Raw genomic sequence first — 21,461 nt, forward strand, 5'->3', positions numbered from 1 at the left:
AGGATTACCATGGATTCGACGCCCACCCAGCCCCCCGTCGGTTTCGTGCCGACGCCCACCGCCTCGTATCGCCAGCACCGCAAGGCCGCGCAACTGCTCGACCAGCCGGGCCGGCCACGGCCGCAATCCGGCCCCGGCAGCGCGTCGGCACTTGAAGGCAGCCAGCCGGGTGATGTGCCCCTGCCCTACGCGTCCGGCGCGCGCGTGCTGATGTGGAAGCAGGATCCGTCGGTGAACGAGATCGGCACGCGCAAGGTCTTCCTGCCCGGCGTCGTGCTGGCCGGTCCGCGCGACGCGCGCATCGTGCTTGCCTCGAGCGATGCCGGCATCCCGCCGGTCGAGCCGAACGCCTTCGGCGACTTCGTGACGATGCCCGATACGCCGCAGTTCGACGCCGTCCACACGTTCGCCGTCGTGCGCCAGACCCTGACGATGTACCAGCGCGCGCTGTCGACGGCCGGCAGCGCGATGCCCCTGCCCTGGCAATGGAACAGCAGCGTCGACACGGCGCCGCTGCAGGTCTGGCCATACGGCCTGCCGAACGTGATGAATGCCTATTACAGCCGCGCGCAGGCGTGCCTGAAGTTCGGCGACTTCGTGCCCGCCGGAGAAACCGCGCGCGTGTACACGTGCCGCTCGTTCGACATCGTCTCGCACGAAACGGGCCACGCCGTGCTGGACGGCCTCAAGCCGCAATGGCTGCTGGCCGACAATCCGCCGCAGACGGGCGGCCTGCACGAATCGTTCGGCGACCTGACGGCGATCTTCCTCGCGCTGTCCCAGCTCGACCAGTGCGAGGCCGTCATCGCCCAGACCAAGGCGCACCTGCACGACAAGACCTTCCTGGCCGACATCGCCGAGCAGTTCGGCCTCGCCCTGGGCAGTACGACCGGGCTGCGCAATGCCGACAACGACCTCACCCTGTCCGAAGCCGGGACCGAGGTGCACGCGATCTCGCAGGTGTTCACGGGCGCCGTCTACGACATCCTGGCCGACGTGTTCGCCCTCGAGCGCGATCCCGCGCTGGAAGATTGCGCCAGCGTCCTGCACCGCGTGGCCGGATGGCTGCGCGGACTCGTGCTGCGCGCGCTGATGGCCGCCCCCGACACGGCCGCCACGTTCGCCGACGTGGCCAACGAGATGCTGCGCCTGGCCTTCGAGGACGGCAAACCGCAGGCCGTCGTCAACGCGATCCGCGACCGGTTCGCTCAGCGCGAGGTGTTCGCCGTGCCGGCCGGGATCACGGGCGACCACCCGGCCGGCCTGCGCCTGGCGCCGCTCGTGACCGACGCGCCCGGCGCGCGCCGGGACCGGCGCGCCTGCTGCGGCACGATGAACCTGGCCGAATACTACGATGTCGAACGCGTGCTGCAGGCGGAGGCGGACGCCCTCGCGCGCTGGTGCGCGGCGCACGGCCGGTCCGGTCCGGCGGGCGCGCCGCCGGCGGCCGTGGCGCTGACCACGGTCACGGTGACGGACGATTCCGGCGCGGCCGTCGCGACGACGGCGGTAGTGGACCTGGGGGCTACGGACAGGCTTCGATGAGCCCTGGAAGCGGCCCGGCGAGCGGACTCCGAATACATTTGCTTATGTGTATTGTGTATAAGCCTGATTTGTCGTAGAAGCAGAATTGCCCTAAAATACAGTGCTTTGCCGCGTCCGGCGAACGCTTTTCGAACAATACACGCCGCCGCTTCCACTCATTGATAGGACTGTTATGACCCACGTTGTCACCGAATCGTGCATCCGTTGTCGCTATACCGATTGCGTGGATGTATGCCCGGTAGATTGTTTCCGGGAAGGCCCGAATTTCCTCGCCATTGACCCGGACGAGTGCATCGACTGCGCCGTGTGCGTGGCGGAGTGCCCGGTCAACGCGATCTACGCGGAAGAAGACGTGCCGTCGGACCAGCAGCAATTCATCAAGCTCAACGTCGAACTGGCACGCAACTGGCCGTCCATCACCAAGACCAAGCCGGCCCTGCCGGACGCGGAAGAGTGGAAGGACGTCAAGAGCAAGCTGGACCAACTGGCCCGCTAATCGTTCTTGAACGCCGGCCCGCCGGAGCGCCGGCCGTGGCCGGCGTCCTTTGCCGGTCCCTGCAGGTGTGCGCCATTCGTGGCACACTATCCGCCCTCGCCTACCTACCGTACATAATTTTCAGGAAATCAGCATGACTACGACCCCCGAAGTGGGCACCATCGCTCCCAACAGCTCCTTTGCCGGCGCCATCGAAGCCGATGCCGTGATCATCGGCGCGGGCCCGGTCGGCCTGTTCCAGGTGTTCGAGCTGGGCCTGCTGGAGATCAAGGCCCACGTGATCGATTCGCTGCCGGCCGTCGGCGGCCAGTGCGTGGAGCTGTATCCGGACAAGCCGATCTACGACATCCCGGCCGTGCCCGTCTGCACCGGCCAGGAACTGACCGACAACCTGCTCAAGCAGATCGAGCCGTTCGAGCCGACCTTCCACCTGGGCCAGGAAGTCACCACCGTCCAGCGCCGTGAAGACCACCGCTTCAACGTCGAAACGTCGACCGGTACCCGTTTCATCACCAAGACCATCTTCATCGCTGCCGGTGTCGGTTCGTTCCAGGCGCGCACGATCAAGGTCGACGGCATCGAGAAGTTCGAGAACAGCCAGCTGTTCTACCGCGTCAAGGATCCGAGCCTGTTCGAAGGCAAGAACCTCGTCATCTGCGGCGGCGGCGACTCCGCGCTGGACTGGGCCCTGAACTTCGTCGGCAAGGCCGAATCCGTCGTGCTGGTGCACCGTCGCGAAGACTTCCGCGCCGCCCCGGCTTCCGTCGCCAAGATGAAGCAGCTGTGCGAAGACTACGAAATGCAACTGATCACCGGCCAGGTCACCGGCTTCGATGAGAAGGATGGCCAGCTGTCCGAAGTCAAGGTGACCGGCGCCGACGGCGTGACCCGCCGCGTGCCGCTGGACATGCTGATGGTGTTCTTCGGCCTGTCGCCGAAGCTGGGCCCGATCGCCGAGTGGGGCCTGGACATCGAACGCCGCCAGCTGAAGGTCATGGACACCGAGAAGTTCGAGACCAACGTGCCGGGCATCTTCGCTGTGGGCGACATCAACACCTACCCGGGCAAGAAGAAGCTGATCCTGTCGGGCTTCCACGAAGCCGCGCTGGCCGCCTTCGGCGCCGCGCCGTACATCTTCCCGGACAAGAAGATCCACATGCAGTACACGACGACGTCGCCGAAGCTGCACAAGATCCTCGGCGTCGAAACGCCTGTGTTCGATTGACCGTTCCGTAACTCAGTCACGACGAAAATGCCCCGCCTGTGCGGGGCATTTTTCTTATGTAGTGCACTTAACGAACCGGGTGCTGACAAGTGTGATACATATTGTGCAACGCAGTAATAAACAGATTGTGACTCAGGCTCGTTGTTGCCCCACGCCAAGCCGAATGAGCCTATAATTCACCGCACACGTAGCGCAAACGATTGCAATTGCGCACAGAGTCATGAAGGAAAAATTATGCTTTATCAACTGCACGAGATGCAACGCTCCTTCCTGAACCCGCTGATGCAGTGGGCCGATGCCTCTGCCAAACTGTTTTCGAATCCAGTCTCACCGTTCGCGCACACCCCGTTTTCGCAGCGTATCGCTGCCGGCTACGAGCTGATGTACCGCCTCGGCAAGGACTATGAGAAACCTGCTTTCGGCCTGACCTCGACCATCATCAACGGGCAGACGGTCGGCATCGTGGAACGCCCCGTGGTCAGCAAGCCGTTCTGCAAGCTGCTGCACTTCAAGAAAGACATGAGCGACGCGGACTTTGCCGCGCTCAAGCAGCCGACGGTGCTCGTCGTGGCCCCGCTGTCGGGCCACCATGCGACCCTGCTGCGCGACACGGTCCGCGCCCTGCTGCCGGACCAGGACGTCTTCATTACCGACTGGGTCGACGCGCGCATGGTGCCGCTGTCGGACGGTCCGTTCCACCTGGACGACTATATCTATTACGTGCAGGACTTCATCCGCCACCTGGGCCCGGACGTGCACGTGATCTCCGTGTGCCAGCCGACCGTGCCGGTGCTCGCCGCGATCTCGCTGATGGCGACGAACAAGGATGCCAGGCTGCCGAAGTCGATGGTCATGATGGGCGGTCCGATCGACCCGCGCAAGTCACCGACGGCCGTCAACGACCTGGCCGTCGAAAAGCCGTACTCGTGGTTCGAGAACACGGTGGTCTATGCCGTGCCGGGCAATTACCCGGGCTTCGGCCGCAAAGTCTATCCGGGCTTCCTGCAGCACGCCGGCTTCATCGCGATGAATCCGGGCCGCCACGCCCAGAGCCACCGCGAGTTCTACCAGCACCTGGTGCGCGGCGACGACGATTCGGCGGAAGCGCACCGCAAGTTCTACGACGAGTACAACGCCGTCCTCGACATGCCGGCCGAGTATTACCTGGAAACGATTAAAACGGTATTCCAGGAAACCCGCCTGCCGAAAGGCACGTGGCAAGTGGGCGGCCAGCTCGTGCGTCCGCAAGACATCGAGAGCGTGGCGCTGTTCACCATCGAAGGCGAACTGGACGACATCTCCGGCGCCGGCCAGACCCATGCCGCGCACGACCTGTGCACCGGCATCCCGGCCGAGAAGCAGCAGCAGTTCACGGCGCCGAAGTGCGGCCACTACGGCATCTTCTCGGGCCGCCGCTGGCGCGAGATCATTTGCCCGATGATCGGTGAATTTATCCGCAAGAACGCCTGAGCGTTGCGAATGTCCCTTTGAAAATGCCGCGGCCTGGACCGCGGCATTTTTCGTTAACGCGTGCCCGTTTCGATCATCCAGTGCAGGCCGTAGCGGTCGATGACGGCACCGAACGCATCCGCCCACGCCGTCGGGCGCAACGGGATGCGGACGTCGCCGCCCTCGCCCAGCGCCTGCAGGATGCGCGCCGCCTCGTCCGCGCTGTCCACGTGCAGGTTCATCGAGAAGCCTGCGAACGCGGGCGCCTGGCCGGGGTGGTGGCCTTCCGAGAAATAGATGGTCGACTCGCCGAAGCGCAGGCCGGCACGGATGATCTTGCCGGGACTGCCGGGCTCGAGGAACCGTGGTTGTGCATCGGGAATCGCCGTCAACTGAAACAGCACGTCGGCGTGCAGGACGTCACGATAAAAAGAAAGGGCTTCGGCGCACAGGCCGGGAAAATAGATCGTTGGAATCGCTTGCATAAAGGTCGCTGGTTCGGTGAAGTGAATGGTCCAGGAATGCGTGGTACACGATGTCCTCCTTTCTTTTGTTGTTGGCGCATCAAGAATAACAGAAGGCCGCGCCCGCGAACGGGAACGGCCCGGTGTTTCACCTGCCGGGGCCGCCTTGAAGGCAGCCCGCGGCGTCAGTGATTGATGATCAGGTCTGCGATGACGCCGGTGGCAATGGCCGCCAGCACATAATCGCCGCCCGTCTGCACCCAGTGATAGCCCCGCGGCGGAGGCCGCAAATGGTGGTCGCGCCAGTTGTCCACGACGTATTGGTGATTCCGGTAGCGCGACGGCAGGCGCCCGCCGCGGCGGATATCGTGGTTGGGTCCGGCACCATCCCAACGGCGCGCCCCGCCGGAACCTTCGTCGCCGTAGCGGCCGCCGCCGCGGGCCTGATAGCCGTCGCGTCGATCGTCATTGCGGCGCTCGTAGCGGTCGTCACCGCGCCGGTCGCTCCGATTGTCGATGCGGCGGTCGCCACCGTCACTGTCGCGCTGGCTATAGCGGCTATCGTCACGGTCACCGTGGTAGCGGTCCTGGGCAAAGCTCGATGCGCCGGCAGCACTCAGCAGCGCCGCCAGCAACGTGGACATCGCGAGGTGCTTCTTGTTCATAAGACCCTCCATGTAATTCGTTGCCTGGACTCCAGTAGACCACCAGACTCATCTTGCACTCCGTACGTTGCATCACGAAAGTATGCAGTTTGAATTACCCAAGTGCATTTCGACTGCATTGGGCTTTTAGCGGATAATGACGGTCTATCCAGTTTCGAAGTAGCACCGCCGTGACCAAGACGCTCGCCGACCAGATCGAAGACCTGCTGCCGCAGACCCAGTGCACCAAGTGCGGCTATCCCGCCTGCCGTCCGTACGCGGAAGCGATCGCGCGCGGCGAAGCCGAGATCAACCAGTGCCCGCCCGGCGGCATGGAAGGCGTCGCGCGGCTGGCGCGGGTCACCGGCCGGCCCGTCATCCCGATCAACCCGGCCAACGGCGTCGAGCGGCCCCGTCCCGTCGCGTTCATCGACGAGAGCCTGTGCATCGGCTGCACCTTGTGCATCCAGGCCTGCCCCGTCGACGCGATCCTCGGCGCCGCCAAGCAGATGCACACCATCATCCCGAGCCTGTGCACGGGCTGCGATTTGTGCGTGGCGCCCTGTCCCGTCGACTGCATCGCGATGATCCCGCGCACGGACGACCCTGCGGCCGAGCCGACTGGCTGGGCCGCGTGGTCGCAGGAAGAGGCCGACGCCGCGCGCGCCCGCCACGATTTCCGCACGGAGCGCCTGCGCCGCGAAAAGGAAGAAAACGACGCGCGCCTGGCCGCCAAGGCGCTGGAAAAGATGCGTGCCGTGACGGCGGAAACGACGAATACGGCGGAGGAGCTGGCGGAAAAGGAACGCAAGCGCGCGATCATCGCCGCCGCCATCGAGCGCGCGAAACAGAAAGCCGCCTCCGACAAGAAAGACTGACGCATCGATGAATCCCGCCAAACGCCTCGAGATCTTCACGCGCTTTCGCAACGCCAATCCGCATCCCACCACCGAACTCGAATACACGACGCCGTTCGAACTCCTGATCGCCGTGCTGCTGTCCGCGCAGTCGACGGACGTCGGCGTCAACAAGGCCACCCGCAGGCTGTATCCGGTCGCGAACACGCCGCAGGCGATCCTCGACCTGGGCCTGGACGAGCTCAAGACGTATATCTCGACGATCGGCCTGTACAACAACAAGGCGAAGAACGTCATCGCCACGTGCGAAATCCTCGTGAACCAGTACGGCGGCGAAGTGCCGCGCTCGCGCGAGGCACTGGAAGCCCTGCCCGGCGTGGGCCGCAAGACGGCGAACGTCGTGCTGAACACCGCGTTCGGCGAACCGACGATGGCCGTCGACACGCACATCTTCCGCGTCGCGAACCGCACGAAGATCGCACCGGGCAAGAACGTCGACGAAGTCGAGATGAAGCTGCTGAAATTCGTGCCGAAGGACTTCCTGCACGACGCCCACCACTGGCTGATCCTGCACGGCCGCTACACGTGCGTGGCGCGCACGCCCAAGTGCTGGAATTGCATCATCAACGACCTGTGCGAGTACAAGGACAAAACGCCGGCGCCGAAGGACGCGTGAACGCTGCCCGACTCAGATGACCCGGCGCGGCGCCGCCGTCAACGGGTCGCCGCTGTTCGGCGTGCCCGTCGGCTCGATCAGCAGGATGTGCGCCTCTCCCTGCGCGCGCGGCCGGTGGCGCATGCCCCTGGGGACGACGAACATCTGGCCCGGATCGAGCGTCACCGTCGAACCATCCTCGAGATCGATCTCGACGCGCCCGTCGAGCACCAGGAAAAAGTCGTCGGTGTCGTCGTGGACATGCCAGTGGTATTCGCCGCGCAGCTTCGCGACCATCACGTCGTGGCCGTTGAACAGGGCCACCGTGCGGGGCTGAAAGGCTTCCGTAAACGTCGCCAGCTTGGCGGCCAGATCGATTGCAGCGTGCATCATGCCTCCCGATGAAAAGCCCATTGTGGGGCGCCGCCGGACGTCGGGTCTTGTACAATCGTTGCATGAACCAGGCCATTTTCGGGGCGCTGACCAACGGCGTGACGCTGATGCGGGCGGACTTTTCCGACCACGCGTTCGAGCGCCACAGCCACGATTGCTTCGCGCTCGGCGCGACGACGTACGGCATCCAGCGGTTCCGCTGCAAGGGCACACAGTACGACAGCCGGCCCGGCGACCTGGTCCTCTTCAACCCGGACGACGACCATGACGGCCGCCGCGGGACGGCCGATGGATTCCGCTACACGATGTGGTACGTCCCCGCTGCATTCGTCGCCAGCTGCGTGGACGGCAACCGGTATTTTGCGAAGCCCCATGCGGCCGACCGGCAGCTGGCCGAGGCATTCGGGGCGTTGTCCGCCAGCCTGGCGCAGACAGCGGCCGAATCGCTGCGCGCGGAAACGCTGATGCGTGCGTTCCTGGGCACGATGCTGGCGCGCCATGGCGAACGGCCGCAGGCCGGCGTGGGGCCGGCCGCCATCGGTGCCGCCACGCTGGCCCGGGTCAAGGACCATATCCGCACATACTACGCGCACGACATCACCGTCTCGGACCTGGCCCTGGTCGCCGGCCTGTCGCGCGCGCACCTGACCCGCGCCTTCACCGCCGCCTACCACATGCCGCCGCACGTGTACCTCAACGCCGTGCGGGTCGCGCAGGCGCAGGCCCTGATCCGCCGCGGCACGCCGCTCGCCGCCGTCGCGCTGGAATGCGGCTTCGCGGACCAGAGCCACCTGACGCGGCGCTTCAAGGGCAGCGTGGGCGTGACGCCGTCGGCCTGGCAAAAGATGCAGCGCGGCGCCGCATTCACTTCGTGAGGACCAGCGAAAAGAAGATCCGCGTCGGCCCGTTCGACAGCTTGAAGAACAGCTTGTTGCGGCCCTTCCGGAAGTGCACGACGCGCTTGCCTTCGTTCAGGTTGTAGTCGCGCACAAAGGTATTCCGCGTCTCGTAGACCTGGCCGAAGAACGAGTCCTTGTTGGCGTTTCCTCCTTCCCAGACCAGCCGGTCGTTGAGCCACAGCTGCGCATCGTCGTCCGCGCCGACCCAGATCGTCAGGTCCTGTTCCGCGTCGAGCATCAACTCCGTATAGCCGTAGTACACGGCGTCTTCCGCGTGCACGGGCGGCTCCAGGGGATAGCGCGCCATGTCGACGTAGTCCCATTTGACGAGGCGCCCGCCCTTGCCCCAATAGGCGGCATCCAGCACGACGCCCTGCTCGGGCGGATAATGGTAATTGGCGAACAGCCCTGCGCCGTGCCGTCCGTCGAATGGACCGATCAGGTACCAGCGGTTGACCCAGACGCGGTTCGCGTACGTGCCGCCCGCGCCGATCATCCGGCCCGTACCCTTGACCATGGTGGCCGCGTCGACGGTGGGCATGTGCGCGACGCCGCCGCCGAACATGGTGCCCGCGCCCCCGAGGTAAGCCTTCGTCATTCGATCCGGCAGGTCGGGATTCGTGAACGCGGCGATCCGGTCCAGCATCTGACGGCCCACGCCGCCGGCGCTTCCGTTCCCGAGGCCTTGTCCGCTCTGGCCGTTGCCCTGGCCGTCACCCTTGCCTTCGCCGTCGCCCTTGCCATTGCCTTTGCCCGCGCCGCGCTGCGCCGCACCCGCCGCGTCGGCCGCGACCTGCACGCCGTTCTGCTGCTGCTCCAGCTGGTGGCGGCGCTCTTCCAGCGCGACGCGTGCCTTCGCTTCGAGCTGCTCGATCTGCGCCGCCGCTTCGGCGGGCGTCTGCGGTTCGGCGGCAGGCGGCGCCTCAGCCTTGACCTTCTCCGCGACCTGTTCCAACGCCTTTTCCTTCGGGATGTCGAGCAGCTTTGCGAGTTGCTCGGCCTTGGTGTCGCGCTCGATCTCGTCGATCTTGCGCGCCAGGTCCTTCGCCTGCTTCAGCAATTCGTCCGGCGCCTTCGGCTGCGCGCTGAACTGCACCTCGTCTTCCTTGTTCCCGGCAGGCTGCTTGCCCGCGCTTTGTGCGAGCAGGGACTGGATCCGCGCCATGTCGTGCACGCGCTTTTCGAGGCGGGCCTGCGCCGTCAGCCGTGCGCCCGATTCGACCTGCCGCTGCTGGCGCTCGCGCTGGGCGATCTCGATGCGCTGGGTGCCGAAGTGATACAGCGCGACGAGCGGCACCGCATGCAGCACGAGCGACAGGAAGATGAACGGATGCCGCCGTAGGGGGCCGAAGGCCGGGGCGAGCCTCGGAGTATCGTCGGCGAACATCGTCAGCGCGTGTGCATCGACACGTGGGTCAGCCCCTCGAACTGGCACAGCTCGAGCACGTGCACGATGTCCTGGTAGCGCGTGGACTGGTCGCCGTCGATGCGGACCGGCCGCGCCGGATCGCGTGCCGCCTCGCGCTTGAGCAGGTCGTGCAGGGCTTGCGTCGACACTTCCTTGCGGTCGATATACAGGCCGCCTCCGGCATCGACGCCGATGACCAGCGGCGCCGGCGCCGCCTTCGCGCGATCGAGGCTGACCTGTGACGTCGGCAGCACGATGGGCATGTCCTTCTCCGGCTTTTCGCCGTCGGGGTGCCGGAACGACGTCGCGACCATGAAGTACATCAGCAGGAAGAAGATGCAGTCGATCAGCGCGATCAGGCCGATCTCGGGCTGTTCGTCGTCGCCGAGATCAATGCGCATGGACGACCTCCAGCGTGCGCGCCGGCATGCCGTCCAGCACGCGGTTCAGCTGGCGCTCCAGCGCGATGCCGATGCCGACCATGCGGTTGCGGAAGACGTGGTGCATGGCCAGCGATGGCAGCGCCACCGACAGGCCGGCCGCCGTGTTGACGAGCGCCTTGGAGATGCCGCCCGCCAGCAGGGTTGGATCGCCCATGCCGTTGAACGCGATGACGTGGAAGGATTCGATCATGCCGATGACGGTGCCCAGCAGGCCGACGATCGGCGCGACCGTCGCGACGACGTTCAGCGCGTACGCCTTCTGCTGCTGCAGGCGCAGTTCGACGCCCGCCATCTCCGCCACGCGCGACGCCAGTTTTTCGGCCGGCAGGTGGCGCTGTTCGACCATCCAGCCGAGGATGCGCGCGAGGCTGCTGTCGCCGTCGGCCACCCGTTCGCGCAACTGGTCGAAGCGTCCCGTGCGCCACAACGTCTCCGCCTCCGCGGCCAGATCCGGCGGCGCCACTTTCGCCAGGCGGAAGTTGGCGAGCCGCTCGAACGTCACGGCCAGCGCCAGCACGGACAACGCGCCGATCGCGACGATGCCCATGCCGCCATGCAGCAGCTCGGAAGCGATGTTCAGGCCCTGCGCATGGGCCGGGAAGGCAGTCGACAGCAGGCCATACAGGCCGAGGCGGCGCAATCGGGACATCGTCTTCCTTTCAATGGAAACAACTGATTTACGCGCCAATTTAGCACAGATGATTCTTTGTTTGGCAACTAAATTACACTTTAATAGCAATGAAAATTACCATTTTGTGGAAATCCACTATTCCATACGCATAAAATTAGTTATTAGCAAAATTTCAGTATGATGAATGGTATTTTCACGACGAGGCGACCATGTTTTCCCATGTCTTCATCGGCGTCGGCGATTTCGACCGGGCGCTCGCGTTTTACCAACCGCTGCTGACGGCGCTGGGGCTGGAGGCGCGCTTCTGCGACCGGTCGCGCCCGTGGGCCGGCTGGCAGCAAGCGGGCCGGGCGCGGCCGCTGTTCCTCATCGGCGCGCCGTACGACGGCCAGCCGCACGCACCCGGCAATGGCCAGATGACGGCCCTGCTCGCGCCCGACCGCGCGGCCGTCGATGCGGCTTACGAGATCGCGCTGGCGCACGGCGGCCGCGGCGACGGTGCGCCGGGCCTGCGCCCCGACTACCACGAGCACTATTACGGGGCCTACGTGCGCGACCCCGACGGCAACAAGCTGTGCGTGGTGTGCCACGATCCAGCTTGAAAGGAAGATCACATGATGCTTCGCGCTTACACGGCCTGCGCGATCGGCGGCGTATACCTGCTGTGGATGGTCTGGTAGGGTGGGCGGCCCTCCGCCCACGCGTAACGCCAACAAACCGCAAACGTCACGCGTGGGCACGGGGTGCCCACTCTACGCGCCGGCCCGGAGAGAATCAGATCAGGACCAGATTGTCGCGGTGCACCAGCTCGGGCGCCTCGACGTAGCCGAGGATGCCCTCGATCTCGCCGGACGAGTGACGCATGATGCGTTTGACTTCGCCGCTCGTGTAGTTGGTGAGGCCGCGCGCGATCTCGGTGCCCGCTGCGTCCACGCAGCCCACGAGGGCGCCGCGGCCGAATTCGCCCCGCACGGCCGTCACGCCGATCGGCAGCAGCGACTTCCCTTCCTTCACGAGCTTCTGCACCGCGCCCGCGTCCAGCACGAGCTGGCCGGCCGTGTGCAGGTGGTCGATCATCCACTGGCGGCGCGCGGTCAGGCGCGCGGTCGGTGCCGTCAGCTGCGTGCCGATCGCGTCGCCGTGCGCGAGGCGCGTCAGGACGTTGTCTTCGCGGCCCCACGCGATCACCGTGTGCGCACCGGAACGGGCGGCGCGCTTGGCGGCCAACACCTTCGTCAGCATGCCGCCGCGGCCGATGCTGCTGCCGGCGCCGCCGGCCATCGCTTCCAGCGACGTGTCGCCCGCCTGCGCTTCTTCGATCAAACGCGCGGACGGATCCTTGCGCGGGTCGGCCGAGTACAGGCCCTTCTGGTCGGTCAGGATCACGAGGGCATCCGCCTCGATCAGGTTGGCGACGAGCGCGCCCAGCGTGTCGTTGTCGCCGAACTTGATCTCGTCCGTGACGACGGTGTCGTTCTCGTTGATGATCGGGACGACGCCCAGCCCCAGCAGGGTGGTCAGCGTGGAGCGCGCGTTCAGGTAGCGTTCGCGGTCCGCGAGGTCGGCGTGCGTGAGCAGCACCTGCGCCGTCTTCACGCCGTGGCTGCGGAAGCTCGTCTCGTAGATTTGCGCGAGGCCCATCTGGCCGCACGCGGCGCAGGCCTGCAGCTCGTGGATGTCGGTCGGGCGCGACGTGAAGCCCAGGCGCAGCATGCCTTCGGCGATGGCGCCCGAGGACACGAGGACGACTTCCTTGCCGAGCGAACGGAGCGACGAGATCTGCGCGGCCCAGCGCGCGATCGCTTCGTGATCGAGGCCGCGGCCTTCGTTGGTGACGAGCGAGGAGCCGACTTTGACGATGATGCGGCTGGAAGACTGGAGGACGGATTTCATGGCGACGGTCGAATTGACAGGAAGCGTCCTTGCGGGCGCAGGCCGATCAGCGCCAGGCCGACCGCCAGCTCGATCCCGCTGACGACGAACAATAAGCCCTGGGGCAGGCCGATCGCGAAGGCCGCGACGAGACGGCCGACCGGCTGCGCCAGGATGAACAATGCTGCGAGGTCGCCGAGGATGGGCTGGTCGCCCTGCCTGGCCGCCAGCAGAGCCAGCCCCGCGGTGGCGAGGCGCACTCCGACGTAGAGGGCGAAGAACTGGCTGTAGCCATTCACGCCCACGGGGAACAGTCCCATCGCATCCGCCACGCGGTCCGGATCCAGCAGGGCCGCGAGCGCGGCCAGCGAATGCGCGGACGCCGCGACCGACAGCAGCTGGCCGCGCAGGCGCGCGCGCCAGGTGCTGCTTGCGGTCGGGGCGAAGGTGACTGCCAACGACTTAATCTTCGAGGATCTTGAAGCGCGGATCGTCCGGATCGATCGACGAAATGCCGCGCGCTTCCTCGGTCATCTGCGTCTCTTCCGAGCGCTGCGCGCTGTGGCGCGTCTCTTCGAGATACTTGTAGATCGCGTGCACGAGGTCTTCGCAGCCTTCGCGGTTCAGCGCCGAGATCTCGAACACGGGGCCCTTGAACCCCATGCGCTTGACGAAGTCCTTGACGACCTTCTTGCGTTCTTCTTCCGGCACGACGTCCAGTTTGTTCAGCACGAGCCAGCGCGGCTTGTTGAGCAGTTCCTCGTCGTACTTCTCGAGTTCCTTCACGAGCGCCTTGGCTTCCTTGACCGGATCGGTCTTGCCGTCCATCGGGGCGAGGTCGACGATGTGCAGCAGCAGGCCCGTGCGGCTCAGGTGGCGCAGGAACTGGTGACCGAGGCCGGCGCCTTCCGCCGCGCCTTCGATCAGGCCCGGGATGTCGGCGATGACGAAGCTCTTCGCATGCGACACGCGCACGACGCCGAGGTTCGGATGCAGCGTGGTGAACGGATAGTCCGCGATCTTCGGGCGCGCGTTCGACACGGCCGTGATGAACGTCGATTTACCCGCGTTCGGCATGCCGAGCAGGCCCACGTCGGCCAGCACCTTCAGTTCGAGGCGCAGCTCGCGGCGCTCGCCGTCCTTGCCGTCCGTCTTCTGGCGCGGCGCGCGGTTGGTCGACGTCTTGAAGTGGATGTTGCCCCAGCCGCCCTCGCCGCCCTTGGCCAGCAGCTCGGTCTGTTCGTGCTCCGTCAGGTCGGCGATGATCTCGCCGGTGACGTCGTCGATGATCAGCGTGCCGACCGGCATGCGCAGGTAGACGTCCTCGGCGCCCTTGCCGTAGCAATCGGAACCGCGGCCCGGCTCGCCGTTGCGCGCCGTGTGGACCTTGGAAAAGCGGAAGTCGACCAGCGTGTTGACGTTGCGGTCGGCGACCGCCCAGATCGAGCCGCCGCGGCCGCCGTCGCCGCCGTCCGGACCGCCGAACGGGCGGAATTTCTCGCGTCGGAACGAGGCGCAGCCGTTGCCGCCGTCGCCGGCGATGACTTCGATGCGTGCTTCGTCGATAAACTTCATGATGAGACCACCAAAACGAAAGGCTGTGTCACTGTTAAAAGCGGACCAGGCGTCCATGATAGACGAACGGCCGCGGAACGTTCCGCACTTAACGGTGACAACGCCGAAAATTAAAAAGGCCCTACCGGAGGGCAGAGCCTATCGATTGCAAGGCTTGACGCCTTACCGGGCGGGGCACGCCTTTACTCGGCCTGCCCCGCTGCGCCGCAATTAAGCAGCAACTGCTTCAGCAGCCACGACGGTCACGAACTGCTTCGAACCGACGCCTTGCTTGACGAACTTGACCGTGCCATCGACCAGGGCGAACAGGGTGTGATCCTTGCCCAGGCCAACGTTGGTGCCCGGACGAACCTGGGTACCGCGCTGACGCACGATGATGCCGCCGGCGTTGATCGCCTGGCCGCCGTAGACTTTCACGCCGAGGCGTTTGCTTTCTGAGTCACGGCCGTTTCGCGTAGTGCCGCCGCCTTTTTTGTGTGCCATTTCAAATGCTCCTTGATTAGCTGAAGAAGGTACGCGCGGCGATTAGCCGTTGATCGCAACCACTTGGATTTCGGTGTAGTTCTGGCGGTGGCCCTGACGCTTCTGGTAGTGCTTACGACGACGCATCTTGAAGATACGCACTTTGTCGTGACGACCATGCGAAACAACAGTCACGCGAACCGAAGCACCTTCCACCAGCGGAGCACCAAACTTGATGCTCTCGCCCTCGCCGACGGCGAGAACCTGATCGATAGTGAGTTCGGAACCAATGTCTGCCGGTATCTGTTCTACTTTGAGTTTTTCGCCAGCGACAACTTTGTATTGCTTGCCACCGGTTTTTATGACCGCGTACATGATTTGAAACCTCATTGATTGTTAAGAAATATTCCCCTCGTCTTGGCGAGGTAAACAGCCGGGGATTCGGGGAACAGAGGATTATACATGGAATGGTGCGCAGCGTCAAAACGGTTGTGGTGGCGCGGCAGCCCCTCTGGCGCCACTGGGAAAAAGGGCGCCTTTTCCTTGCATGTCGTATAATCGCGACTCAACAAAACCTATCCGCATCCAACGTCAGCAGGTCCGCCTTGTCCGCCGCCACCCAAACCGCACAACAGAACCCCATCACCCGCACGATCGCAGCAGACATGGAGGCCGTCAACACGGTGATCCGCGCGCGGTTGCAGTCCGAAGTCGCGCTGGTGAACCAGATCGCCGAGTACATCATCAGTGCCGGCGGCAAGCGGATCCGCCCCGTGCTGGTGCTGCTGCTGGCGAACGCCTACGGCTACAAGGGTGCCGGCCACCATGAGCTGGCGGCCGTCGTGGAATTCATCCACACCGCCACCCTGCTGCACGACGACGTCGTCGACGAATCCTCGATGCGCCGCGGCCGCCAGACCGCGAACGCCATGTTCGGCAACGCCGCGTCGGTGCTGGTCGGCGACTACCTGTACTCGCGCTCGTTCGAGATGATGACGGGCCTGGACAACATGCGCGTCATGGAGATCCTGTCGCGTGCCACCACCGTCATCGCGGAAGGCGAAGTGCTGCAGCTGCTGAACATGCACGATCCGGACGTCACGCAGGAAAGCTATCTGCGCGTGATCCGTTCGAAGACGGCGAAACTGTTCGAAGCGGCCGCGCAACTGGGCGCCCTCGTCGCCGGCGCGAACGACGCGCAGATCGAAGCGGCCGGCGAATACGGCCGCTCGCTGGGCACCGCGTTCCAGCTGATCGACGACGTGCTCGACTACGCGGGCGACGCCGCGGAAATCGGCAAGAACGTGGGCGACGACCTGCGCGAAGGCAAGCCCACGTTGCCGCTGATCTACGTGATGGAAAACGGCACGGCCGAGCAGCGCGAACTGATCCGCACCTGCATCGAACAAGGCGACGAAACGCATTTCGACGCGGTGCTGGCGGCCGTCACGAGCAGCGGTGCGCTGGACTTCACGCGCCGCGAAGCGGAGACCGCGGCACGCCGCGCCGCCGCCGCGATCGCCGACCTGCCGCCGAGCGAATACAAGGACAGCCTCCTGCAGTTATGCTCCTTCGCTGTTGACAGGAACCACTGAGGCAACTATAGTAATGCCTTCCCGAGATTTCGGTGACGAAGTCTCAAACAGTCGGGGTGTAGCTTAGCCCGGTAGAGCGCTACGTTCGGGACGTAGAGGCCGGAGGTTCGAATCCTCTCACCCCGACCATCTGTTTTTCTCCCTCAGCAGTACCCATACCAGTCGGGGTGTAGCTTAGCCCGGTAGAGCGCTACGTTCGGGACGTAGAGGCCGGAGGTTCGAATCCTCTCACCCCGACCACAGAATTCATACAAGACAGCGGCTGATGGCCGCTGTTTTCGTTTCTCCCCCCTGCTCCCGCATGTGCCGGCTGAGCGCCGCCCCGCGCCGCGCCAGGAAGGCCGTCAACAGTTCCGGATAGGGCGGATCGACGGCTGCCCGGACCGACGGCCGCAGTGCCAGCGCCGCGCGCCATGCCTGCACCTTGCTCAGTCCAGCCAGCATCCCGAACTCGCCGATGCGTTCGAACACGTCGAGATAGCGGAACACCGGCGCAAACACCGCATCGACGATGCAGAAGCGTTCGCCGTCGAAGTACGGCGGCGCGTGCAGCAGCGCCGAGCCGAATTCCATCCAGCTCCGGTGGCGCGCGCGCCGCAACGCATCATCCGGACGCAGACGCGGCGCCTCGGTGTCGTCGAGGTATTCGCAGACCGGACGATGCCCTGCCCGACCATCCGTCGGTCTTGTGGCGGCGGCGGCATTTTCCGAAGATTGCGCCGGCTTATCGGGTGAGCAGTATCCTGTCGGCGGCGGAGTGCGTCGCGCTCGGCCTCGGCGTGGCGGTGAACGGGACGAGCCAAGACGGCCAAAGTGATACCGAATATCAGCGAGGCCCAGTATTCATCCGTCGCAGAATGCCAAACGCAATCCGACGCAGCGTCCTGATTGAGAAAATACGTATAGTCGACGAGGTCCGATATTTAATCACGGCCGCTCGTGCCCACGGTCGAGATCAGCTTGGCGCCGCAACTCGTCGCATGACCTTCGAACGCAACCGGCACCCCGTCGATCAGCACCTGCGGCTCGCCCTCGGCGATCACACAATTGTCGTGGCCGCGGATCGGACACAGGCAGCGGTCTCCCTTGCGGGCTACGGCGACGCCCTGCACCTTGCTGTTGGGAGACGCCGTGATGACCTTGCCACCGTGCGTGGTCGGGTCGTTCAGGCGGATGACCTTGCGCATGCGGTACCTCGTCAGCGGGAATAGCCTTGCGTCGTGTCTTTGACGTCGTGGCGGATGCCCCACCACGCCAGGTGGGCAGTATTCTCGCCTCGCGCCCGAAACCAGGGCTCGTCGGGCCGGATCGGCCGCACGATGGCCGGCGGCACTACCAGGGTCGCAATCGGTTGGGCCTGGTCGGTCGTGCCGGCGACGAGCACGGTCTTGCCGATGTGGTTGGCGTAGGCGATGGCCAGCGCGACGTTCGTGAGCGCCGTGCCCGCGCCCATCTCACCGAGCAGTGCGGGCGTATTGAACGCTTGCTTCATGAAGTCCAGTTCCGGCACTTCCTCGGTTGCCGTACGCGCCAGCGCAGCGATGCGGTCGGACGCCGTCACTGCGTTGTTGTTGGCGTCGTGGATGACGTAGCCGACGTCAGTCGTCTGCTTGCCGGCATTGTGCGCAGCCTTTTCGAAGGCTGCCTTCCATGCCTGGATGACGCGCGGCGGTTTGTCTTTAGCCGTATCGAAATCAGTGACCTTGGCGCTCGCCGGATAGCCGAGCCAAGCCAGCGGCGCACGTTCCGTTTTGTAGTTTGGACCGGCCAGGATCAATTGCACCATGTTTTCGTTTATCTGGCGATCTTTTGGACGGCTCGGCGCGTCCCAGTTCATGACCCACACCGTTTCGTTCGGGTGGGCTTGCAGGTAGTCCAGTGCGGCAGACAATGACGTGAAACCGGCGTTGGCGCCGCCCATAGTGATACGTACGTCTGGCGGCGTGTTCCGGGTCCACGCATTCGGAAACGATTTGCTACCGATGCTGAAAGTATTGGTGATGATATCTCGAAGAAAATTCCCTGCCTCGACAGGGTCGAGTTTTCCCTCCGGTAGAGCGTACTCGATATGGATCCCAGCCAGTTCCCGCCATGATGTTTTATCCTCTCTGGAGTGCGCGTTATAGAAATAGTTTGAATCCATGAAATAGATATCATGATAGGCGTATATCAGTTCCTCAATATATTTATGATGATATCCTTTAAAAGTCTCTTTGCCGTCGTTGCCCACGGCAATAGATCCAATAGCCTGTAACTTGCCGTATTTTTCCGGCTTGGCTTTGACCATGTCGTCATTTTTATTGGGGCCGACCAGACCGAGTGTCCACAGCAGTTGCCATTCAGTCGGATAATCCCTCCGCTGCAAGGGATTCAACCACTGCAATCCGACTACCTGAGCCGTGAATGGCTCCGCTTTCTGAGTGGTTGCGACAGGTTTCGGCAATACTTCAGCACGCGCTGGGCGTGAAAAAAAGCCAGTCATAACACCAAGCGTGATCGCCGCAAATGTGGCGGGAATTGCAAACAATCTAGTAAAGATCTGGGCATTGGAGAGAGGGCGAATAGCGTCTGGATCGGCGCGCCACATCATCCAAAGCGACATGAACAATGCCATTACAAAGGCAAGAGTGCCGCAGACGACACGGCGAATCGGTGTATTTGCAAGACTACGCATGGATCGCTTTCTCAAATATTAAAGACCGAGCATGTCTCGCTCATCAACAATCTTCTCAGGCATTTTTCCATGCCGATCATTATTAGCCCAGTCATAGATGGCATCCCCTTTAAATTTCCCAATTTTAAAATATTCAATGAATTCCTTGACGGGATTACCATCATCCAAACCACTCGCGTAACGCCAATCCGCCATTTGACGAAACATTCGGACGTCGTCATTCTTGATATGACATACCCCAACAGGAATGTCATACGCCAGCGCCTTCTTGGCATGATCTGGATTCGTCATGATCGACGAGTGATCGGTAGCTGGCGCCTTAACGTTCTCCGCCAGCGTTTCCTTGATCTTCTTCGCGCGCCAAGCCTTAAAATTATCGCTGGCCCCGTCGAGATTATCTTCTTCGGTGACGAATTCTGAATTTCGGTACAGTCCTTTGCCGGGATCGGAATCTTGATGCAAGTCTTCGCGCCTCGCCCGCATCCGCAGCAGCGCGTGATGCTCGTAACGCAGCGACGCTTCGGTATCCTTGCTTCCCTCAGCCTTTCCTCCCTCATCGGTGTCGTACGGATCGCCTTCCTCACGCACGCGCTCGCGGTCTCGGCTCGCCCCCGGCGCATCCGTTCCTTCGTCAAATATATCGCCGATTTTTCCGAAACGCATCGACTTCGGTTCGAACGCTTCCGGTAGCTTTGGCGCATCCAGGGGTGTTTCCCAATCGTCGTCCGGAAGCGCGTTGATGCGGATATCAATGATGGCCGTGACCAGATAAAAAACCGGTGCCGTTGCGATCGTCACCACCTTGGCAAGCCAGTTCTTGTTCGCGTCCAGCCCTTTTTTGATCGCGTACTTCGCCTGTGGGGACGCGGGATGCCAGAAATTCTGACTACCAGTTTTCAATCCGGTGCCATGGTGATTCTTCCAGAAATGGTAGGCCTTGACACCCTCTTTACCAACAGGAAACTTTTCGGCAAATACGCGCTGGCAAAAGACGTCATCACCTCCTGCCGCCTTTATTTCTTCAGTGCTCATCCCACGCCAACCGATCCCTTGCACCGGGCTAGCCGAAATCACTTGGTCGTGAGGATTGAAATACAGAGTAACGCGACCGTGATTCGTCTTGTTCGGACCAAATCCCCATTGCTCACGGTCCGCTTGTGCGGTGAATCCATGTGGCTGGTTCTTCATGAACGCGTCGATCTTGTCAGGTGCCTGTGCGTTTTCCGCCTGCTTGCGGATAATGTCGAAAAAGTGCTTCAAGGTCGTGGTACGAGCCTTGAGGGTCTGCCGCCCCCAATGAAACTCCCTCGCCGCTATTCCAGTACCCGACCATGCCTCGACGAGGTTCTTCTTCACAAGGCTGTACGGCGGATTACACAGCACATAGCTGTCGGCCACGCAACGACCGGGCTTGCCGGCGACATCTTTGACCTCACCGAACCGGTCGCCGAGGAAGGCTGCCGCCAAGCTGACCATGTTACCCTGGCTGTGACACACGATGGTAATAGGTACGTCTGCCTGCTTTTCCCTGATCGCCTTGATCAATTTTGCGAGCCGCAATGCAGCCAGTACGTAATACGGGCGCGGCGGGCAGGCATATACCATACGGTCGTTGGTGGGATTCAAGTGCTGCGCATGCAGCCAAAGGAAGAGCTGGTCGTTCAAGCCTTGGCCCCACAAGTCCGGCAGCGACGTGCAACCGTTGGCGAAAGGACCGCCGCCCCAGTAATTATTCTCGTTCAAGAAAATACCGTCACCATAGGTCTGCAAATCCTCGGCGCTCGCTTTGTAGCCCCAGCGGAACTGGATGACTGGCGAATAGTGAGCATCCGGCGCAATAAACGTATCTGGTTGTTTGTCCGGATTCAGGTAACCATCCGCGGTCAGATCATCCAGGTACTCGACCGCCTTCAACTGCCCCCCATTCGTGTTCGCGTGAACGATCTCCCCACGCTGGCGCGCAAGGCGCGTGTTCAAGCCGTTGCACAGACCCCGCTCCGCCGCCTGATACCACTCGCCATCCGAATTCACCCCATGCACAAAGATCACGATACCCGGCAACGGCAACTGCATCACCACGTCCAGGTAGCTTTCGTTGAGCAGCGTACTGCCGCTGCCGTCGCCCACCGCGATCACGGTCGGTTCGTCCATTGTCGTGCCTTCCATTACCGCTC

The 21,461-nt window shown here is 63.4% G+C and carries 24 protein-coding genes, 2 tRNA genes and 1 pseudogene; 12 read left to right on the top strand and 15 right to left on the bottom strand.

Translation table 11 applies throughout. The annotated features are described in order from the left end of the window. Positions 1–9 precede the first annotated feature (9 nt). The 4 genes from ACEN9G_RS06305 (at position 10) to ACEN9G_RS06320 (ending at position 4,736) form a co-directional block, all read left to right on the top strand. Positions 10–1,545 carry a hypothetical protein gene (locus ACEN9G_RS06305; protein ID WP_495605533.1) on the top strand — a complete coding sequence of 512 codons (1,536 nt, stop codon included), beginning with the start codon at positions 10–12 and terminating at the stop codon, positions 1,543–1,545. A gap of 172 nt (positions 1,546–1,717) precedes the next feature. Then, complete coding sequence (fdxA, locus tag ACEN9G_RS06310; protein WP_413341332.1) at positions 1,718–2,041, top strand: ferredoxin FdxA; 324 nt, start codon at positions 1,718–1,720, stop codon at positions 2,039–2,041. A gap of 133 nt (positions 2,042–2,174) precedes the next feature. Further along, positions 2,175–3,266, top strand: a complete 1,092-nt coding sequence (locus ACEN9G_RS06315) for an NAD(P)/FAD-dependent oxidoreductase (RefSeq protein WP_056123168.1) — start codon at positions 2,175–2,177, stop codon at positions 3,264–3,266. Positions 3,267–3,500: 234 nt separating this feature from the next. Continuing rightward, positions 3,501–4,736, top strand: coding sequence for a polyhydroxyalkanoate depolymerase (locus ACEN9G_RS06320; RefSeq protein ID WP_413341334.1), 1,236 nt, complete (start codon positions 3,501–3,503; stop codon positions 4,734–4,736). A 53-nt stretch (positions 4,737–4,789) separates the two neighbouring features. Here the strand turns inward: ACEN9G_RS06320 and ACEN9G_RS06325 are convergent, their stop codons facing one another. Further along, positions 4,790–5,200, bottom strand: a complete 411-nt coding sequence (locus ACEN9G_RS06325) for a VOC family protein (protein ID WP_413341336.1) — start codon at positions 5,198–5,200, stop codon at positions 4,790–4,792. A gap of 164 nt (positions 5,201–5,364) precedes the next feature. Next, the gene (locus ACEN9G_RS06330) at positions 5,365–5,844 is read right to left on the bottom strand and encodes an RcnB family protein (protein ID WP_413341337.1); all 480 of its coding nucleotides are present in this window, start codon (positions 5,842–5,844) and stop codon (positions 5,365–5,367) included. 170 nt (positions 5,845–6,014) lie between these two features. On the opposite strand from ACEN9G_RS06330, the gene rsxB reads away from it, so the two are divergent. Together rsxB and nth are read left to right on the top strand one after the other, a co-directional pair. Further along, the gene (rsxB, locus tag ACEN9G_RS06335; protein WP_413341339.1) at positions 6,015–6,701 is read left to right on the top strand and encodes an electron transport complex subunit RsxB; all 687 of its coding nucleotides are present in this window, start codon (positions 6,015–6,017) and stop codon (positions 6,699–6,701) included. A 7-nt stretch (positions 6,702–6,708) separates the two neighbouring features. Beyond that, on the top strand, positions 6,709–7,356 hold the full coding sequence (gene nth, locus ACEN9G_RS06340) for an endonuclease III (protein ID WP_259448886.1): 648 nt from the start codon (positions 6,709–6,711) through the stop codon (positions 7,354–7,356). A 12-nt stretch (positions 7,357–7,368) separates the two neighbouring features. Here the strand turns inward: nth and ACEN9G_RS06345 are convergent, their stop codons facing one another. Beyond that, positions 7,369–7,728 carry a cupin domain-containing protein gene (locus ACEN9G_RS06345; protein WP_483126503.1) on the bottom strand — a complete coding sequence of 120 codons (360 nt, stop codon included), beginning with the start codon at positions 7,726–7,728 and terminating at the stop codon, positions 7,369–7,371. Positions 7,729–7,790: 62 nt separating this feature from the next. Between ACEN9G_RS06345 and ACEN9G_RS06350 the strand changes: the two genes are divergently transcribed. Next, positions 7,791–8,603, top strand: coding sequence for an AraC family transcriptional regulator (locus tag ACEN9G_RS06350; protein ID WP_413341342.1), 813 nt, complete (start codon positions 7,791–7,793; stop codon positions 8,601–8,603). On the opposite strand, the gene ACEN9G_RS06355 is transcribed toward ACEN9G_RS06350, so the two are convergent. The 3 genes from ACEN9G_RS06355 to ACEN9G_RS06365 are packed head-to-tail and all read right to left on the bottom strand — an operon-like array spanning position 8,593 to position 11,127. Further along, on the bottom strand, positions 8,593–10,014 hold the full coding sequence (locus ACEN9G_RS06355; RefSeq protein WP_413341344.1) for a cell envelope integrity TolA family protein: 1,422 nt from the start codon (positions 10,012–10,014) through the stop codon (positions 8,593–8,595). The two genes, ACEN9G_RS06350 and ACEN9G_RS06355, sit on opposite strands and share 11 nt — an antisense overlap. Positions 10,015–10,016: 2 nt before the next feature. Continuing rightward, positions 10,017–10,436, bottom strand: a complete 420-nt coding sequence (locus ACEN9G_RS06360) for an ExbD/TolR family protein (protein WP_413341346.1) — start codon at positions 10,434–10,436, stop codon at positions 10,017–10,019. Beyond that, complete coding sequence (locus tag ACEN9G_RS06365; protein ID WP_413341348.1) at positions 10,426–11,127, bottom strand: MotA/TolQ/ExbB proton channel family protein; 702 nt, start codon at positions 11,125–11,127, stop codon at positions 10,426–10,428. Before ACEN9G_RS06365 ends, ACEN9G_RS06360 begins: the two co-directional genes overlap by 11 nt. 191 nt (positions 11,128–11,318) lie before the next feature. Here ACEN9G_RS06365 and ACEN9G_RS06370 point away from each other — a divergent pair, with 191 nt between their 5' ends. Next, positions 11,319–11,711 (top strand): VOC family protein, encoded by a 393-nt coding sequence (locus ACEN9G_RS06370; protein ID WP_483126504.1) that lies wholly within the window; start codon positions 11,319–11,321, stop codon positions 11,709–11,711. Positions 11,712–11,883: 172 nt separating this feature from the next. Here the strand turns inward: ACEN9G_RS06370 and proB are convergent, their stop codons facing one another. The 5 genes from proB to rplU all read right to left on the bottom strand — a co-directional run bounded on the left by proB (position 11,884) and on the right by rplU (position 15,393). Continuing rightward, complete coding sequence (proB, locus tag ACEN9G_RS06375; RefSeq protein WP_413343623.1) at positions 11,884–13,002, bottom strand: glutamate 5-kinase; 1,119 nt, start codon at positions 13,000–13,002, stop codon at positions 11,884–11,886. Further along, positions 12,999–13,439 (bottom strand): hypothetical protein, encoded by a 441-nt coding sequence (locus ACEN9G_RS06380; RefSeq protein WP_413343621.1) that lies wholly within the window; start codon positions 13,437–13,439, stop codon positions 12,999–13,001. The genes proB and ACEN9G_RS06380 overlap by 4 nt, the downstream gene beginning before the upstream one ends. A gap of 4 nt (positions 13,440–13,443) precedes the next feature. Beyond that, on the bottom strand, positions 13,444–14,556 hold the full coding sequence (gene cgtA / locus ACEN9G_RS06385) for an Obg family GTPase CgtA (RefSeq protein WP_413343620.1): 1,113 nt from the start codon (positions 14,554–14,556) through the stop codon (positions 13,444–13,446). A gap of 210 nt (positions 14,557–14,766) precedes the next feature. Beyond that, positions 14,767–15,039 carry a 50S ribosomal protein L27 gene (rpmA, locus tag ACEN9G_RS06390; RefSeq protein ID WP_056123130.1) on the bottom strand — a complete coding sequence of 91 codons (273 nt, stop codon included), beginning with the start codon at positions 15,037–15,039 and terminating at the stop codon, positions 14,767–14,769. 42 nt (positions 15,040–15,081) lie between these two features. Further along, positions 15,082–15,393 (bottom strand): 50S ribosomal protein L21, encoded by a 312-nt coding sequence (rplU, locus tag ACEN9G_RS06395; RefSeq protein WP_036230184.1) that lies wholly within the window; start codon positions 15,391–15,393, stop codon positions 15,082–15,084. A gap of 230 nt (positions 15,394–15,623) precedes the next feature. Between rplU and ispB the strand changes: the two genes are divergently transcribed. From ispB to ACEN9G_RS06410, 3 genes are all read left to right on the top strand, one after another. Then, the gene (gene ispB, locus ACEN9G_RS06400; protein WP_413343617.1) at positions 15,624–16,613 is read left to right on the top strand and encodes an octaprenyl diphosphate synthase; all 990 of its coding nucleotides are present in this window, start codon (positions 15,624–15,626) and stop codon (positions 16,611–16,613) included. A gap of 52 nt (positions 16,614–16,665) precedes the next feature. Continuing rightward, positions 16,666–16,742, top strand: a tRNA-Pro gene (locus ACEN9G_RS06405). 34 nt (positions 16,743–16,776) lie between these two features. After that, positions 16,777–16,853: transfer RNA gene (locus tag ACEN9G_RS06410), tRNA-Pro, on the top strand. A gap of 6 nt (positions 16,854–16,859) precedes the next feature. Here ACEN9G_RS06410 and ACEN9G_RS06415 read toward each other — a convergent pair. Then, positions 16,860–17,186 (bottom strand): glutathione S-transferase family protein, encoded by a 327-nt coding sequence (locus ACEN9G_RS06415; protein ID WP_413341559.1) that lies wholly within the window; start codon positions 17,184–17,186, stop codon positions 16,860–16,862. An 83-nt stretch (positions 17,187–17,269) separates the two neighbouring features. Between ACEN9G_RS06415 and ACEN9G_RS06420 the strand changes: the two are divergent. Then, positions 17,270–17,401, top strand: a pseudogene (locus ACEN9G_RS06420) (LysR family transcriptional regulator); the annotation flags it as partial. 135 nt (positions 17,402–17,536) lie between these two features. Here the strand turns inward: ACEN9G_RS06420 and ACEN9G_RS06425 are convergent. Genes ACEN9G_RS06425 through ACEN9G_RS06435 form a run of 3 tightly spaced genes read right to left on the bottom strand, consistent with a single transcriptional unit; the run spans position 17,537 to position 21,453 of the window. Then, a complete protein-coding gene (locus ACEN9G_RS06425; RefSeq protein ID WP_413341557.1) occupies positions 17,537–17,800 on the bottom strand; it encodes a PAAR domain-containing protein in 264 nt (87 codons plus the stop codon). A gap of 11 nt (positions 17,801–17,811) precedes the next feature. Next, on the bottom strand, positions 17,812–19,287 hold the full coding sequence (locus ACEN9G_RS06430) for a hypothetical protein (RefSeq protein WP_413341556.1): 1,476 nt from the start codon (positions 19,285–19,287) through the stop codon (positions 17,812–17,814). Positions 19,288–19,305: 18 nt separating this feature from the next. Continuing rightward, on the bottom strand, positions 19,306–21,453 hold the full coding sequence (locus ACEN9G_RS06435) for a T6SS effector phospholipase Tle3 domain-containing protein (protein ID WP_483126505.1): 2,148 nt from the start codon (positions 21,451–21,453) through the stop codon (positions 19,306–19,308). Positions 21,454–21,461 lie beyond the last annotated feature (8 nt).

Source organism: Massilia sp. Masssp94, from assembly GCF_059491305.1.

Bases quoted from the DNA above. Each gene is read 5' to 3' on its own strand.
- ACEN9G_RS06305 (WP_495605533.1), top strand. From the start codon at position 10: ATGGATTCGACGCCCACCCAGCCCCCCGTCGGTTTCGTGCCGACGCCC.
- fdxA (WP_413341332.1), top strand. From the start codon at position 1,718: ATGACCCACGTTGTCACCGAATCGTGCATCCGTTGTCGCTATACCGAT.
- ACEN9G_RS06315 (WP_056123168.1), top strand. From the start codon at position 2,175: ATGACTACGACCCCCGAAGTGGGCACCATCGCTCCCAACAGCTCCTTT.
- ACEN9G_RS06320 (WP_413341334.1), top strand. From the start codon at position 3,501: ATGCTTTATCAACTGCACGAGATGCAACGCTCCTTCCTGAACCCGCTG.
- ACEN9G_RS06325 (WP_413341336.1), bottom strand. From the start codon at position 5,200: ATGCAAGCGATTCCAACGATCTATTTTCCCGGCCTGTGCGCCGAAGCC.
- ACEN9G_RS06330 (WP_413341337.1), bottom strand. From the start codon at position 5,844: ATGAACAAGAAGCACCTCGCGATGTCCACGTTGCTGGCGGCGCTGCTG.
- nth (WP_259448886.1), top strand. From the start codon at position 6,709: ATGAATCCCGCCAAACGCCTCGAGATCTTCACGCGCTTTCGCAACGCC.
- ACEN9G_RS06345 (WP_483126503.1), bottom strand. From the start codon at position 7,728: ATGATGCACGCTGCAATCGATCTGGCCGCCAAGCTGGCGACGTTTACG.
- ACEN9G_RS06350 (WP_413341342.1), top strand. From the start codon at position 7,791: ATGAACCAGGCCATTTTCGGGGCGCTGACCAACGGCGTGACGCTGATG.
- ACEN9G_RS06355 (WP_413341344.1), bottom strand. From the start codon at position 10,014: ATGTTCGCCGACGATACTCCGAGGCTCGCCCCGGCCTTCGGCCCCCTA.
- ACEN9G_RS06360 (WP_413341346.1), bottom strand. From the start codon at position 10,436: ATGCGCATTGATCTCGGCGACGACGAACAGCCCGAGATCGGCCTGATC.
- ACEN9G_RS06365 (WP_413341348.1), bottom strand. From the start codon at position 11,127: ATGTCCCGATTGCGCCGCCTCGGCCTGTATGGCCTGCTGTCGACTGCC.
- ACEN9G_RS06370 (WP_483126504.1), top strand. From the start codon at position 11,319: ATGTTTTCCCATGTCTTCATCGGCGTCGGCGATTTCGACCGGGCGCTC.
- proB (WP_413343623.1), bottom strand. From the start codon at position 13,002: ATGAAATCCGTCCTCCAGTCTTCCAGCCGCATCATCGTCAAAGTCGGC.
- cgtA (WP_413343620.1), bottom strand. From the start codon at position 14,556: ATGAAGTTTATCGACGAAGCACGCATCGAAGTCATCGCCGGCGACGGC.
- rpmA (WP_056123130.1), bottom strand. From the start codon at position 15,039: ATGGCACACAAAAAAGGCGGCGGCACTACGCGAAACGGCCGTGACTCA.
- rplU (WP_036230184.1), bottom strand. From the start codon at position 15,393: ATGTACGCGGTCATAAAAACCGGTGGCAAGCAATACAAAGTTGTCGCT.
- ACEN9G_RS06415 (WP_413341559.1), bottom strand. From the start codon at position 17,186: ATGGAATTCGGCTCGGCGCTGCTGCACGCGCCGCCGTACTTCGACGGC.
- ACEN9G_RS06425 (WP_413341557.1), bottom strand. From the start codon at position 17,800: ATGCGCAAGGTCATCCGCCTGAACGACCCGACCACGCACGGTGGCAAG.
- ACEN9G_RS06430 (WP_413341556.1), bottom strand. From the start codon at position 19,287: ATGCGTAGTCTTGCAAATACACCGATTCGCCGTGTCGTCTGCGGCACT.
- ACEN9G_RS06435 (WP_483126505.1), bottom strand. From the start codon at position 21,453: ATGGAAGGCACGACAATGGACGAACCGACCGTGATCGCGGTGGGCGAC.